Below are 13,457 nucleotides of genomic sequence, written 5' to 3'. Positions count from 1 at the left end.
GCATCACAGGCAGGGCCGCAAAGGACCTGACAAGTCACAAGCGGGTCAGAACCCGCCTACGCCAGCATCCGCCCTTGTCCTATCCCTTGCGCCGCCCACGCTGCCTACATTGAACACAGGTTGCACCCCCGAAGGAGCCGACTCATGTCATTCGCGCTATATCTCATCGGCCTGCTGGTCCTGGTGGGCGGCATTGCCTGGGGCCTGTCGACGGCCGGGCTGGCGCCGGTCTATATCGGCATTGCCTGCCTGATCGTGCTCGGCATCGGCATCATGGCGGCCGTCTCGCGTACCCGCACCAAAGACCCTTCCTGAACCCCCGCCTGTTGCGCCGCCTTGCGGCTGCGGGCCTGGCGCCTCGCCGGGCCCGGCCGCTGGTTCCGTCACGCCGCGCAGCGGCGGGCGCACCAGGCTGGCGTTCCACGCCTGCTGGATCACCTGGGCGATCTGGTTGAAGGCTTCCTTGGAAATCACCGCCTCCTCGCGCATCGCTTCCAGCGACAGCCGGCCCTTGCGCAGCGCGAACAGCATCAGCAGGCGCCGCTCCAGCGCCACGGTATAGGCGCCGAACTTGCCGCGCATGTCGGCCAGGCCTTCGGCGGCGGCGCGCGAGCGGTCTTCCAGCACCCCGTCGAGCACGGTCGCCATGCGCGCGCCGAACACCGGCGTCAGCATCGAGCGGTTGTAGCGGCGCAGACGGTCGAGCACGGTCTGGCGGCAGATCAGCAGTTCAAAGCGGTCGGCCAGCGCGCGCGCCAGCGGGCGGTCGATGCCGAGCCGGCGATGCAGGAACAGCGCCACCCTGAAACCCAGGTGATAGTCCAGGATATGCCGCGCGGCGCGGTTGTAGCCGATGCGCCCTTGCTCGCGCGCCGCGTCGATCATCTGCGCGGTGTTGCGCATCATCGCGTCGAGGTTGGCCACCGAGATCACGCCGTCGCCGTACTCGGGAATCAGCTCGCGCTCGCGCGTGGCCAGCGTGACCAGGCCGATACTGAGGCGGTCGCGCTCGGACAGGGCGGTGTCGAAGTCGAATTCCGCCGAGCCCAGCTCGATGCCATGCCGGTACTTCTGCGCCGCCTCGCGCGCGATCGCCGGGGGCAGGTCGAACGAGTCGGCCACGCGCGCCATCATTGCCTCGACTTCCTCGGTGGAGAGGCGGATTGCCTGCAGCTGCAACGCGCGCTCCTGCGGCGAAAGCTGGTCCAGGCCGAGCCGGTGAATCAGCGCGCGTAGCGTGGTGCCGTTGAGCAGCAGGCTGACCAGCACGAAGCCGGTCGCCAGGATGGCGACGAAATGGCGCGTTTCATAGGGCAGGTCACTGTTCTCGGCGATGCCCAGCGCCAGCACCAGGGTGACCGCGCCGCGCAGCCCGCCCCAGGCGATGGCGAGCTTGAAGGCGCCGTCGATGGGCGCGCTCAGCCGCAGCCACGACAGCAGCGGCAGCAGCCCGAACAGCGTCAGCAGGCGGGCCGCCAGCGCCGCGAGCACCAGCGCCAGCAACAGCCAGCCGTGATGCCCGGTCACGCCCGCCAGCATCGACGGCACGCGCACCGCCGCCAGCAGGAACACCACGGCGCCGGCGATCCCGGCGAACTGCTCCCACATCATGCGCAGGTGGCGCCAGTTGGGCGGCGCCAGCCGCGTCGGACCGAGCGCGCTGACCATCAGGCCGGCGCACACCACGGCGACCACGCCCGACACGCCCAGCAGTTGCTCGGCCAGCAGGTAGAGCGGGTAGGGCAGCGCCAGGGTCAGCGCGCTTTCCGCCATGGCCAGGCCCGCCAGCCGCGGCAGCAGGTCGGACACCAGCCGCCCGGCCAGCGCGCCGCACAGCACCCCGCCGACAAAGGCCCACGCCAGTTCGCGCAGGCCCGCCGCCAGCGTCGCCTGCGCGCCATGCCCGGTCAGCATCGCCACCAGCACGCCGACGATGGCGATGGCGGCGGCGTCGTTGAGCAGGCTTTCGCCCTCTACCAGCCGGATCAGCCGCGCCGGCGCGCCCACGTCGCGGAAGATCGCGATCACCGCGGCCGGGTCGGTGGTGGCCACCACCGCGCCCAGCAGCAGGCACACCGCGAGCGGCATGCCGCTGGCCGCCGCGGTGGCCACGCCGATGACACCGGTGGCCACCACCACGGCCACCACCGCCAGCAGCAGGATCGGCGCCGCGTCGGGCAGCATGCCGCGCACGTCGGCGGTCAGCGCGGCGTGGAACAGCAGCGGCGGCAGGAAGATCCACAGGTAGGCCTCGGGCGGCAAGGCCGGGTCGATCAGCGGATGCAGGAAGTGGCGGGCGAAGTCGGGGTGGGCGGCGTCGATCGCCACATAGCCAGCGCCGATGGCGATGCCGATGGCCGACAGCAGCGTGGATTCCGGCAGCACCAGCCGCGCCGCGGCCACCTGCACCACGGCGACGATGGCCAGCAGCACGCCGGCCAGGATCAGGATATCGACGATGATGCTCATGCGCCGGCCTCCGGGGCCGCCGACGCCGCATTCGGCGGCGGCGGGCTTGCCAGCCGCGCGCGCACGGCCGCCGCCAGCTCCGCCGCCGCCGGCGACAGGCTGCGGTTGCGCGCGGTGACCAGGCCGATCGAGCGCTCGGTCACCGGCGCGGTCAGCAAGCGCTCGACAATGCCGGGCTGGCGCACCGTGCCCGCGGCGATCTCGGGCAGCGCGGCCACGCCGAAGCCGCATTCGACCATGGCGGCGATGGTGGCCAGGCGTTCGGCCTCGAATACCGGCTGGAAGCGGATGCGGTTCTGCAGGAAGGCCCATTCGGCGTACTGCCGCACGCTGCTGGGGTGGGTCATCGACACATGCGGCGCGGCGGCGGTGTCCGCCCAGCGCAGCGGGCCCGGGCTGCGCGCCAGCGGGTGCGCCGACGGGATCAGCAGCACGAAGCGGTCCGACAGCAGCGGCTCGTATTGCAGGTCCGCCTGCTGCGGGTTGGCGGCGGTCAGCGCGAAATCCACATCGCCGGCGCGCACCAGGTCGAAAGCCGGCCCGGACAAGGTGTCGAACACCTTCAGCGCGACCTCGGGGCGCGCCTGGTGGTAGGCCATCAGCACGCGCGGCAGCACCCGCGCCGCCAGCGACGGCAGCGCGGCCACCGCCACCTGGCCGCGCTCGGCGCTGGCGATGCCGGTCACGGCGTCGATGGCGCCGCGGAACGCCGCCTGCAGCAGCGCGGCCTGCTGCATGAAGACCTGGCCCGCGGCGGTCAGGCGCACGGTGCGGGTGGTGCGGTCGAACAGGCGCACGCCCAGCGATTCCTCGATGCGCAGGATCTGCGTGGACAGGGCGGATTGCGACAAGTGCAGCTGGCTGGCGGCCTGGCGGAAGTTCAGCGTGCGGCCCAGCACCAGCGTGGTTTCGATGTCGCGCATCGACAGGTTGATGTTCATGGGAGCGGCGCTCCGGCAGCATCCGGCGGCCGGAACGTTAAGGCGATTGATCTGATTTGGTGATCATTTTATCCAGAGAATCGACTTCTTCAATCAAAGCGGGTTCTCTACACTGGCGGGATGCCAGGAGAAACCATGCCCAATCCAAGCCCCGACTCCAGCCCCGACTCCAGCCCCGACGCCAGCCCCGCGCCCACGCCATCGGTGCCGGGCCGGCCAGGCGCCGCCCATGCCGTGGTGGTGGGCGGCGGCACCATGGGCGCCGATGTCGCCGTGGTGCTGACGCGCGCGCTGTGCCGCACCACCATTGTCGAACCCGATCCCGGGCGTGCCGGCGCGCTGCCCGCGCGCGTGCGCGCCAACCTCGCCATGATCGGCCGCGACGCGGGCGCGCAACGCCTCGCGGTGGTGGCGACGCTCGACGCCGTGGACTGGACATCGGTCGACCTGGTGATCGAATGCATTCCCGAGGACCTGGCGCTGAAGCAGGCGCTGTTTGCCGAGCTGGTGGCGCGGGCGCGCCCGCACACGCTGCTGGCCAGCAACAGCTCCAGCTTCCCGATCAGCGCGATCGGCGCCGGCCTGGACACGCGTGAACGCATGCTCGGCCTGCACTTCTTCATGCCGGCGCACCTGGTGCCGCTGGTCGAGGTGGTGATGGGAGAGGCCAGCGCCGAGGGCCATGCCGACGCGCTGGCCGCGTTCATGCGCCGCTGCGGCATGGTGCCGGTGAAGGTGCGCAAGGACCTGCCCGGCTTCCTCGCCAACCGGCTGCAGCATGCGCTGTCGCGCGAGGCCTTCAATTTGATCGACCGCGGCATTGCCTCGCCCGAGGACGTCGATGCGGCGGTGCGCTTCGGCTTCGGTTTTCGCTTCCTGGCGGCGGGACCGGTGCTGCAGCGCGACCACGCCGGCATCGACGTGCATGCCGCCGCCGGCGCCACCATGTACCCCACCTTCTGCAACGACGACCATCCCGCGCGCTGCCTGTCCGAGCGCGCCGCCGACGGCCGCCACGGCATGAAGCGCGGCGAAGGCTTTTACGCATGGACGCCCGAAACCATCGCCGCCGAGCGCGCGCGCTATGACCACCTGCTGCGCGCCGGCCTGGCGCTGATCGCGCCCGAACTGCCCGAGATCCAGCCATGACCGATACCCCATCCCAGGCCGCCACCCAGCCTGCCCCGCAGCGCGCCGCCCTGGCCGAATCGCCGCTGATCGTCACCGTGGCGCCCAACGGCGCCTACAAGCGCGCCAGCGACCATCCCGCGGTGCCGCTGACCGCGGCGGCGCTGGCGGCGGAAGCGCGTGCCTGCCTGGATGCCGGCGCCGCCATGATGCATATGCACGTGCGCGATGCCGAGGGCCGCCATTCGCTCGATGTGCAGACCTACCGCGACGCGCTGGCGGCGGTCAGGCAGGCGGTCGGCGACGCGCTGCTGGTGCAGGTGACCAGCGAGGCCGCCGGCGTGTACCAGGCCGCCGAGCAGATGGCGATGGTGCGCGCGCTGCGCCCCGAGGCGGTTTCGGTCGGCCTGCGCGAAGTGGCGGTGCCGGAGATTGCGGACAGCGAGCTGGCGGCGTTCTTCGCGTGGCTGGCGCGCGAGCGCGTGATGACGCAGGTGATCCTGTATGACGCGGCCGACGTGCGCCGCTGGCAGCAACTGCGCGCGCGCGGCATGGTGCCGCCGGGCGCGTGGTCGGTGCTGTATGTGCTGGGACGCTATGCGGCGGGACAGGTGTCGTCGCCGCACGACCTGCTGCCGTTCCTGCAGGCCGCGGCCGAGGGCGGCGATGCGCTGCCGTGGGCGATCTGCGCGTTCGGTCGCGAGGAGAATGCCTGCGTGACCGCGGCCGCCGCGTTCGGCGGCCATGTGCGGGTGGGCTTCGAGAACAACCTGCTGTTGCGCGACGGCAGCCGTGCGCCCGGCAACCACGCGCTGGTGGCGCAGGCGGTGCAGGGCGGGCTGACGCTGGGCCGGCCGATTGCGGACGCGGCCGATGCGCGCCGCATCTACGGCGAGGTGCGCTGAAGCGGGCGCGCCGCGCGGCGCTTCAAGGGACCGTCAGGAGCCCTCAGTGGCCATCGGCGGCCATCAGGCGCCGTCGCTGAAGCTGTCGCGCGGGCCGTTGGGGTTGTGGGCACCGTCGGCGAACGGGTTGCGCGCACCGGTGGCGGTGTGCGCGCCGTCGGCAAAGCTGCTGCGGGTGCCGGTGGCGGCGTTGGCACCGTCGCTGAACGGGCTGCGCGTGCTGGTGATGCCGTGCGCGCCATCGCTGAACGGATCGACGCTGCGGGGCGCGGCTTGCGCGGCGCCGGCAACGCCGGCAATAAGGGCGGTGGCGACAAAGACTTGCCTGAGTGCATGCATGGATCGCTTCTCCGTAAGGTTGCCGGCCCGGATTGGGCGGCGGTGTGGCTAGTCTAGGTGTCGGCCACCCACACGAGCATGACCGCCACATGACAATGCCGTCATCCCGCGGGCATTAGTCGGCACCGCAAGCACGCCGGAGAAGCTGTCGCCGGGCAAAGGCTGTAGAATCATGGCTGTCCGACCGGCCTGTGGTTCCATCGCCGGTTTTTCATTGCCCGCGGAAATGCAGCGGGCCTCTCACAAGAGTCATGTCCGAGTCTGATTCAGCCAAACTCGCTGCGGTGGCGTGGATCCGCGAGCAAATGGACCGTCATGCCCTGACCCTCGACGACCTCGTCGAGGCCGGGTGCTTCGACAACGTCGCGACGGCATCGGCGGGCGCCGAAGAAACCGCGCCGCCGGCGGCCACCGCCGCGGCGCCGAAACCCGCGGGCGCGCGCCCGCTGTACCGCAATGCCTTGGGCCAGAGCTGGGACGGGCAGGGCGAATATCCGGACTGGTTGCAGCGGGCGGTCAACGCCGGGCAGTCGATCGAATTCTTCCGCGTCGATTAAGGCGCGGTTAAATCCCCTTTAAATCCCTGCGAAGCGTCGCGCTCAGCAGTGCGGGGGCAGCAGCCGCAGCACCGGCAGCATCGGCAGGATGCCGGTGAATGCCGCCGGCGTGGCCATGGGCGCCACATGAGAGCGGTGCACGAAGACCTCGGGCGGCAGCTCGCGCAGCACGTCGGCAGACTGCGGGGCGCTGTCCGCGGCAGTGTCCTGCGGGACATCCGGCTCGCCCAGCTGCAACGGCGCGCCGGCGCCGGCGGGTTCGGCCATCACGCGCACCGCGCTGCCGCCGCAGCCTGCGTCGGCAGCGCCATCCAGCGACGCTTCCGCTGCCAGCTTGGCCGCGACGTGCCGGTCCGGCAGCGACAGGCCAGCCGCCTGCACCGCGCCGGACATCCGGCTGTCCGCCGCCGCGCCGCCCGCTGCGGGCAGCGCAAGCAGGGCAAGAGACAGCAACAAGGAATCAGGCAGGCGTTTCATCGCAGGGAAACCGGCAGAATGGGAGACGATGCGCGCGGGCCAGTCGCGCGCGGGAGGTGAGCGCGCATTCTACCGGGGATTGCCGGGGATTTGCGCGGCCATGCCGTGGCAATGCGTTGGCATGGCGATGACATTTGTGCAATCTTTACCCATTTGCCGCCATCCTCGGCTAGCGTTACGCCATGGCGGCACTGGGCCGCCCGAAAGTGACTGAATCATGCGTATCCTGATTGTCGAGGACGAACCCAAGGCAGGCGACTACCTGCACAAGGGGCTGACCGAATCCGGCTTCGTGGTGGACCTGGCCCGCGACGGCGCGGATGGCCTGGCCCACGCGCGCGAGCATCCCTATGACCTGATCGTGCTGGACGTGATGCTGCCCGGCCTGGACGGCTGGGAGGTGCTGCGCGAACTGCGCCGCGAGCGCGACACGCCGGTGCTGTTCCTGACCGCGCGCGACGAGCTGTCGGACCGCCTCAAGGGCCTCGAGCTCGGCGCTGACGACTACATGGTCAAGCCCTTTGCCTTTGCGGAACTGGTGCTGCGCATCCGCACCATCCTGCGCCGCGGCCCGCTGCGCGAGAGCGAATTCATCGAAGTGGCCGACCTGCAGATCGACGCCATCCGCCGCCGCGTGGTGCGCGCCGGCCAGAAGATCGACCTGACCTCGAAGGAGTTCGCGTTGCTGTACCTGCTGGCGCGCCGGCGCGGCGAGGTGCTGTCGCGTTCGCTGATCGCCTCGCAGGTGTGGGATGTCAATTTCGACAGCAACACCAATGTGGTCGACGTGTCGATCCGGCGCCTGCGCGCCAAGGTCGACGACCCGTTCCCGCGCAAGCTGATCCATACGCGCCGCGGCATGGGCTATGTGCTGGACGACGGCGATGAGCGGGTGCAGGACGCATGATGCGGCTGCCGTCTTCGCTTACCACGCGGCTGGCGCTGGCCTACGGGCTGGCCACCGCGGCGATCCTCGCCAGCGTGGCGGCGTACCTGTCGAGCGCGCTGTCGGCCCAGCTTGAAGGACGCGACGAGAGCGAGCTGGTGGGCGAGGTGCTGCTGGTGCGCCACCTGCTGCGCGAGGTGCGCAGCGAGGCCGAGATCCGTGCCGATACCCACCGCTTTGCCGATATCGCGATGGGCCACGAGGGCCTGATCCTGGTGGTGCGCACGCGCCAGGGCGAGCCGCTGGTGACGCTGAACCCGCGCAACGAGATCGTGCCGCCGCTGCGCGTGCTGCCCGCCACCACGCAACCCGAGAAGGGCATGCTGCAGACCTGGCGGCCAAAGAACGGCGTGCCCTCGCGCGGCATTGCCGCGCTCGGCCAGCTGGGCGACTCGGACAAGGCCGTCGAAATCGTGGTGCTGCGCGATGCCGGCTATCGCGTGGCGCTGATCCGCGAGTATCGCCACCAGCTGCTGTGGGCCACGCTGTGCGGCGCCGCGGTCGCCGCCGGGCTGGGCTTTGCGCTGGCGCGGCGCGCGCTGCGGCCGCTGCGGCGCATGGCCGCCGACGCCGCCGCGGTCACCACCAGCCGCCTGGCCACGCGGCTCGACGTGGGCAGCGCGCCGGCGGAGCTGCGCGAACTGGCGGCCGCGCTCAACGACATGCTGGCGCGGCTGCAGGACAGCTTTTCACGGCTGTCCGAGTTCTCGGCCGACCTCGCCCATGACTTCCGCACACCCATCAGCAACCTGATCGGCCAGACCCAGGTCACGCTGGCGCAGAGCCGCAAGACCGCCGAGTACGAGGCGCTGCTCGAGTCCAACCTGGAAGAATACGAGCGCCTGGCCCGCATGATCGAGAACATGCTGTTCCTGGCGCGTGCCGACCATGCGCAGGTGGCGCTGGACGTGCGCACGCTGGACGCGCGCGAAGAGCTCGACAAGATGGCCGAATACTTCGAAGCCGTGGCGGCGGACCGCGAGGTGGTGCTGACGGTATCCGGCTCGGCCCCGGTGGAGGCCGACCAGACGCTGTTGCGGCGCGCGGTGACCAACCTGCTCGACAACGCGCTGCGCCATGCGCCGGCGGGCAGCACGGTGCGGGTCGACGTCGCGCGCGCGCCCACGGCCGCGGGCACCGGCACCGGCACCAGCATCCGGGTCAGCAACCCGGGCCCGGCGATCCCGCCGGAGACGCTGCCGCATATCTTCGGCCGCTTCTACCGCGCCGATCCGTCGCGGCGCAACTCGGCCGCATCGACGGGGCTGGGGCTGGCCATCGTCGACACCATCATGCGGCTGCACGGCGGCAGCGTGACGGTGCGCAGCGTCGACGGCCTGACCGTGTTCACGCTGCAGTTCCCGGCCGAGCCGATGCCGGTGCCTATCGCCCCCGCCGCCATATCCTGAACTCGCGCTTGCACTGGCCCGGTGCGCGCGCATAATGGCGCGCGTGCCGGCCGCATCCATTTCCGGAGCGCCCGGCAGTTCCATGTCACGCAACCCGATGGACAACCAGGAGAGCAACATGCAGGTGCAACCGTATCTGGATTTCGGCGGCCGCTTCGACGAGGCGGTGGCCTTTTACGGCAAGGTGCTGGGTGCGCAGGTCACGTTTGCGATGCGCTACAAGGAAGCGCCGCAGGAACCGGGCATGGCGGTGCCCGATGACTGGAAGGACAAGGTGATGCACGCCAATCTGCAGATTGGCGAGAACCAGGTGATGGCCTCCGACGGCCGTCCCGGCGAACGCCCGGCGTTCAGCGGCTTCAGCCTGTCGGTGGGCGGGGTCAGCCGCGACGAAGGCCAGCGCATCTTCGAAGGCCTGAGCGAAGGCGGCCAGGTGGTGGTGCCGTACCAGAAGACCTTCTGGGCCGAAGGCTTCGGCATGCTGGTGGACCGCTTCGGCATGTCGTGGATGGTCAACTGCGAGCACTAGCGGCCCGCCGCGGCATGGCCGGCATCACCACGGCCATGCCGCTTGACTCTGTAGCCACTACAGGGTCTTCAATGTCATCAGGTCAAACCAGCGCGAACAACAAGACATGGCTCGCACGTCACCTGAAGACACACTTCCACACGATCACGCCGTCCAGCACGATGGGTCGCATGGCGCCTGCCATGCGCATGATCACGATCACCACGGTCACGCCCACGCCCACGCTCCTGAACCAGCGCCGGCGCCTGCCGCATGTTGCGGCGGCGGGTGCGCTTCCACCGTCGCGCTGACGCCGCCGGCACCGGTGGAGGTCCCGTCCGGCGCCACCACCGTTGCCTGGCGCATCGACGCCATGGACTGCCCCACCGAGGAAACGCTGATCCGCAACAAGCTGGGCGGCATGGCCGGCATCGCCGCGCTGGAATTCAACCTGATCCAGCGCGTGCTGACGGTGCACCACACGCTGCCGTCGGCGGAGCCGGTGGCCCGCGCGATCGAAAGCCTGGGCATGCGGCCGGTGCCGCTCAGCGCCGAAGCCGCGCAGCAAGTGCTGCCCGAAACCGCCGCGCGCAAGCCCTGGTGGCCGCTGGCGCTGGCCGGTGCCGCAGCGCTGGGGGCCGAGGCGGCGGAATGGCTGGGCCTGGGGCTGCCGTGGCTGCCGGCGGTGCTGGCGCTGGCCGCGGTGGCGCTGGGCGGGCTTACCACCTACCGCAAGGGCTGGATCGCGCTGCGCAACGGCAACCTGAACATCAACGCGCTCATGAGCATCGCCGTGACCGGCGCGCTGCTGCTGCGCCAGTGGCCCGAAGCGGCGATGGTCATGGTGCTGTTCGCGCTGGCCGAGCGCATCGAGGCGGCGTCGCTGGACCGCGCCCGCAATGCCATCCGCGGCCTGATGGCGATGGCGCCGGAGCTGGCCACGGTGCGCCGCGCCGATGGCGGCTGGGACACCGTGCCGGCTGCCGGCGTGGCCGTCGGCACGCTGGTGCGCCTGCGCCCGGGCGAGCGCGTGGCGCTCGACGGCAAGGTCGTGCGTGGCCAGTCGGCGCTGGACCAGGCGCCCATCACCGGCGAAAGCGTGCCGGTCGACAAGGCCGAGGGCGATGCCCTCTACGCGGGCTCGATCAACCAGTCCGGCGAACTCGAGTACACCGTGACCGCGCCCGCCAGCGACTCGACGCTGGCGCGCATCATCCACGCCGTTGAGGCCGCGCAGGGCAGCCGCGCACCCACGCAGCGCTTTGTCGACCAGTTCGCGCGCATCTACACGCCCACGGTGTTCGCGATCGCGCTGGCGGTGGCGGTCGTGCCGCCGCTGCTGGCCGGCGGCGGCTGGGTGGACTGGATCTACAAGGCGCTGGTGCTGCTGGTGATCGCCTGCCCGTGCGCGCTGGTGATCTCCACCCCGGTCACGATCGTCAGCGGGCTGGCCGCGGCCGCGCGGCGCGGCATCCTGGTCAAGGGCGGGGTCTACCTGGAGCAGGGCCGCGAGCTGGCCTGGGTGGCGCTGGACAAGACCGGCACCATCACGCACGGCAAGCCCGCGCAGACCGACCATGCGCTGCTGGCCGACGAGGTCCCGCATGCGCGCGCCATTGCCGCCAGCCTGGCGGCGCGCTCCGACCATCCGGTCTCGCGCGCGGTGGCCACGGCGGCGCAGGCCGACGGCATCGCCACGCTGCCGGTGGAGGCGTTCGAGGCGCTGGCCGGGCGCGGCACGCGCGGCACGGTGCAGGGCGTGGAATACCGGCTCGGCAACCACCGGCTGGTGCATGAGATGGGCGCGTGCTCGCCGGCGCTGGAAGCGCGGCTGGAAGCGCTGGAGCGCGAGGGCAAGACCGTGGTGCTGCTGGCGCGCGTAGACGGCCGCGGTGCGGCCACGGCGCTGGCGCTGTTCGCGGTGGCCGACACCGTGCGCGACACCAGCCGCCAGGCGATTGCCGAGCTGCACGCGCTGGGCGTCAAGACGCTGATGCTGTCCGGCGATAACCCGCACACGGCACAGGCGATCGCGGCGCAGGTCGGTATCGACGAAGCGCGCGGCAATCAGCTGCCGCAGGACAAGGCCGATGCCATCGCCGCGCTGGCCGACGCCGCGCATGCCCGCGGCGGCCGCATCGGCATGGTCGGCGACGGCATCAACGACGCCCCGGCGCTGGCGCGTGCCGACGTGGGCTTCGCCATGGGCGCCGCCGGCACCGATACCGCGATCGAAACCGCCGACGTGGCGCTGATGGACGACGACCTGCGCAAGATCCCGGCCTTCGTCCGGCTGTCGCGCCGCACCGCCAGCATCCTCAGGCAGAACATCGCGCTGGCGCTGGGCATCAAGGCCGTGTTCCTGGTGTTGACGGTGCTGGGGATGGGGACGATGTGGATGGCGGTGTTCGCCGATATGGGGGCGAGCTTGCTGGTGGTGTTCAATGGGCTGCGGGTGGGGGCGCGGCGCCAAGGCTGACCACTACGATGGTTTGCTCCCTTCTCCCGCATGCGGGAGAGGGAGCACACAGTCGGCCGGTGGAACGGCTTGTCAGCCTGCTGCTGGCTGCACAATCAACTCCCCGCTCCGCCCCGGAATCTCCCCCCACGTCACCGGCAGGCGCGGCAGCGCCGCGCAATCCAGCCCGCGATACCACATGCCCATCGACACCAGCTCGTGCCCCTGCGCACGCCAGCCCGCCAGCAGCCGTTCGAACACGGGCGCCAGCTTGCCGCCTTCCAGCTCGGCATGCAGCGTGAACACATGGTCGCGCGAGCCGTTGGTCAGCTTCAGCAGGGCCGTGTGGACGTTGTCCTCGGTCAGGCCGTCGGTGCCGATCAGCTCGTCCAGTGTCGGCAGCGTGGTCGGCATCTGCACGTGGCGGCAGGGCACGCCGCCGATGGTGGGGATATAGGGCGCGCTGCCACGGCCGTCCGAGGCGTAGGCCATGTCCCAGATGTCGATCTGCCGGAACGCGGCCTCGTTCATCTGCCAGCCGGCGGCGCCGTGCGTGGCCGGGGGCTCGCCGAAGATCTCGCGAAAGCGTGCGAAGGCGCGCTGCATCTGGTCGCGGGTCCAGGCGGCATCGCGCTCGCGCACGTTGTCCTGCCAGTAGACGTGGTCCCAGGTGTGGATGCCGCATTCGTGCCCGGCGGCGCGCGCCGCGCGCATCTCGGCGGCGCCCTTGCGGCCGATGTCCGGGCCGGGCAGCAGCACGCCGTACATCAGCGTGCGCAGGCCGTAGTTCGACACCACCGAGGTGCGCGACACCTTGCGCAGGAAACCGGGGCGGAACACGCGCCGCAGCGCCCAGCCGGTATGGTCCGGGCCCAGGCTGAACAGGAAGGTGGCCTGCGCCTGCGCGGCCGCCAGCAGCGACAGCAGCCGGGGTACGCCCTGGCGCGTGCCGCGCAGCGTGTCGACGTCGACCTTCAGTGCGATCCGTGCCATGTGCGTGCGCGCTCAGTTGCCGGAATCGACCAGCGTGCGGGCCTCGACCACCTTGCCCCGGTACGCCTCGAAGATGCGTCGCAGCGCCGCTTCCATGCCGATCTCGGGGCGCCAGCCCAGTTCCTCGATGGTGTTGTCGATCTTCGGCACGCGGTGCTGCACGTCCTGGTAGCCCTTGCCGTAGAAGTCGCCCGACGAGGTTTCGACGATCCGGGTGTGGCGCGCTTCCTGCGCGTATTCCGGGTAGTCGGCGGCCATCTTCAGCATCATCTCGGCGAGCTCGCGCACCGAGTGGATATTGCCCGGGTTGCCGATGTTGTAGATCTT

Annotated in this window: 12 protein-coding genes and 1 pseudogene; 7 read left to right on the top strand and 6 right to left on the bottom strand. The window is 70.8% G+C overall.

Annotated elements, in window-relative coordinates; all coding sequences use genetic code 11:
- Positions 1-156: 156 nt before the first annotated feature.
- Both GA0116996_RS09460 and GA0116996_RS09455 read right to left on the bottom strand, forming a co-directional pair.
- Complete coding sequence (locus tag GA0116996_RS09460; RefSeq protein ID WP_092309861.1) at positions 157-2,469, bottom strand: cation:proton antiporter; 2,313 nt, start codon at positions 2,467-2,469, stop codon at positions 157-159.
- The gene (locus tag GA0116996_RS09455) at positions 2,466-3,410 is read right to left on the bottom strand and encodes a LysR family transcriptional regulator (RefSeq protein WP_092309858.1); all 945 of its coding nucleotides are present in this window, start codon (positions 3,408-3,410) and stop codon (positions 2,466-2,468) included. Before GA0116996_RS09455 ends, GA0116996_RS09460 begins: the two co-directional genes overlap by 4 nt.
- Positions 3,411-3,545: 135 nt before the next feature.
- On the opposite strand from GA0116996_RS09455, the gene GA0116996_RS09450 reads away from it, so the two are divergent.
- Together GA0116996_RS09450 and GA0116996_RS09445 are read left to right on the top strand one after the other, a co-directional pair.
- On the top strand, positions 3,546-4,559 hold the full coding sequence (locus GA0116996_RS09450) for a 3-hydroxyacyl-CoA dehydrogenase family protein (RefSeq protein ID WP_279615825.1): 1,014 nt from the start codon (positions 3,546-3,548) through the stop codon (positions 4,557-4,559).
- Positions 4,556-5,443 carry a beta-keto acid cleavage family enzyme gene (locus GA0116996_RS09445; RefSeq protein ID WP_092309855.1) on the top strand — a complete coding sequence of 296 codons (888 nt, stop codon included), beginning with the start codon at positions 4,556-4,558 and terminating at the stop codon, positions 5,441-5,443. Before GA0116996_RS09450 ends, GA0116996_RS09445 begins: the two co-directional genes overlap by 4 nt.
- Before the next feature lie 63 nt (positions 5,444-5,506).
- Here the strand turns inward: GA0116996_RS09445 and GA0116996_RS09440 are convergent, their stop codons facing one another.
- Positions 5,507-5,782, bottom strand: coding sequence for a hydroxyquinol 1,2-dioxygenase (locus GA0116996_RS09440; RefSeq protein WP_092309852.1), 276 nt, complete (start codon positions 5,780-5,782; stop codon positions 5,507-5,509).
- 305 nt (positions 5,783-6,087) lie between these two features.
- Here GA0116996_RS09440 and GA0116996_RS09435 point away from each other — a divergent pair, with 305 nt between their 5' ends.
- On the top strand, positions 6,088-6,339 hold the full coding sequence (locus GA0116996_RS09435) for an H-NS family nucleoid-associated regulatory protein (protein ID WP_373861842.1): 252 nt from the start codon (positions 6,088-6,090) through the stop codon (positions 6,337-6,339).
- A gap of 42 nt (positions 6,340-6,381) precedes the next feature.
- Here the strand turns inward: GA0116996_RS09435 and GA0116996_RS09430 are convergent, their stop codons facing one another.
- Entirely contained in the window at positions 6,382-6,816 is a 435-nt protein-coding gene (locus GA0116996_RS09430; RefSeq protein WP_092309846.1) for a hypothetical protein, read from the bottom strand.
- A gap of 217 nt (positions 6,817-7,033) precedes the next feature.
- Between GA0116996_RS09430 and GA0116996_RS09425 the strand changes: the two genes are divergently transcribed.
- The 4 genes from GA0116996_RS09425 to GA0116996_RS09410 all read left to right on the top strand — a co-directional run bounded on the left by GA0116996_RS09425 (position 7,034) and on the right by GA0116996_RS09410 (position 12,158).
- The gene (locus GA0116996_RS09425) at positions 7,034-7,723 is read left to right on the top strand and encodes a heavy metal response regulator transcription factor (RefSeq protein WP_018008628.1); all 690 of its coding nucleotides are present in this window, start codon (positions 7,034-7,036) and stop codon (positions 7,721-7,723) included.
- The gene (locus tag GA0116996_RS09420; RefSeq protein ID WP_092309843.1) at positions 7,720-9,171 is read left to right on the top strand and encodes a heavy metal sensor histidine kinase; all 1,452 of its coding nucleotides are present in this window, start codon (positions 7,720-7,722) and stop codon (positions 9,169-9,171) included. The genes GA0116996_RS09425 and GA0116996_RS09420 overlap by 4 nt, the downstream gene beginning before the upstream one ends.
- Positions 9,172-9,289: 118 nt before the next feature.
- A complete protein-coding gene (locus GA0116996_RS09415) occupies positions 9,290-9,700 on the top strand; it encodes a VOC family protein (RefSeq protein WP_092311159.1) in 411 nt (136 codons plus the stop codon).
- A 304-nt stretch (positions 9,701-10,004) separates the two neighbouring features.
- Entirely contained in the window at positions 10,005-12,158 is a 2,154-nt protein-coding gene (locus GA0116996_RS09410) for a heavy metal translocating P-type ATPase (RefSeq protein WP_482156197.1), read from the top strand.
- Positions 12,159-12,230: 72 nt separating this feature from the next.
- Here the strand turns inward: GA0116996_RS09410 and GA0116996_RS09405 are convergent, their stop codons facing one another.
- Together GA0116996_RS09405 and GA0116996_RS09400 are read right to left on the bottom strand one after the other, a co-directional pair.
- Positions 12,231-13,130, bottom strand: coding sequence for a polysaccharide deacetylase family protein (locus GA0116996_RS09405; RefSeq protein WP_092309837.1), 900 nt, complete (start codon positions 13,128-13,130; stop codon positions 12,231-12,233).
- Between the two features lie 12 nt (positions 13,131-13,142).
- Positions 13,143-13,457, bottom strand: a pseudogene (locus GA0116996_RS09400) (bifunctional UDP-4-keto-pentose/UDP-xylose synthase); the annotation flags it as partial.

This window comes from Cupriavidus alkaliphilus (assembly GCF_900094595.1).
Classification (GTDB): domain Bacteria; phylum Pseudomonadota; class Gammaproteobacteria; order Burkholderiales; family Burkholderiaceae; genus Cupriavidus; species Cupriavidus alkaliphilus.
The sequence above is the reverse complement of the archived record's forward strand: the minus strand, read 5'-3'. Positions and strand labels throughout refer to the sequence as shown.

Coding starts and splice junctions, on each gene's coding strand:
- GA0116996_RS09460 (WP_092309861.1), bottom strand. CDS start 2,469: ATGAGCATCATCGTCGATATCCTGATCCTGGCCGGCGTGCTGCTGGCC.
- GA0116996_RS09455 (WP_092309858.1), bottom strand. CDS start 3,410: ATGAACATCAACCTGTCGATGCGCGACATCGAAACCACGCTGGTGCTG.
- GA0116996_RS09450 (WP_279615825.1), top strand. CDS start 3,546: ATGCCCAATCCAAGCCCCGACTCCAGCCCCGACTCCAGCCCCGACGCC.
- GA0116996_RS09445 (WP_092309855.1), top strand. CDS start 4,556: ATGACCGATACCCCATCCCAGGCCGCCACCCAGCCTGCCCCGCAGCGC.
- GA0116996_RS09440 (WP_092309852.1), bottom strand. CDS start 5,782: ATGCATGCACTCAGGCAAGTCTTTGTCGCCACCGCCCTTATTGCCGGC.
- GA0116996_RS09435 (WP_373861842.1), top strand. CDS start 6,088: ATGGACCGTCATGCCCTGACCCTCGACGACCTCGTCGAGGCCGGGTGC.
- GA0116996_RS09430 (WP_092309846.1), bottom strand. CDS start 6,816: ATGAAACGCCTGCCTGATTCCTTGTTGCTGTCTCTTGCCCTGCTTGCG.
- GA0116996_RS09425 (WP_018008628.1), top strand. CDS start 7,034: ATGCGTATCCTGATTGTCGAGGACGAACCCAAGGCAGGCGACTACCTG.
- GA0116996_RS09420 (WP_092309843.1), top strand. CDS start 7,720: ATGATGCGGCTGCCGTCTTCGCTTACCACGCGGCTGGCGCTGGCCTAC.
- GA0116996_RS09415 (WP_092311159.1), top strand. CDS start 9,290: ATGCAGGTGCAACCGTATCTGGATTTCGGCGGCCGCTTCGACGAGGCG.
- GA0116996_RS09405 (WP_092309837.1), bottom strand. CDS start 13,130: ATGGCACGGATCGCACTGAAGGTCGACGTCGACACGCTGCGCGGCACG.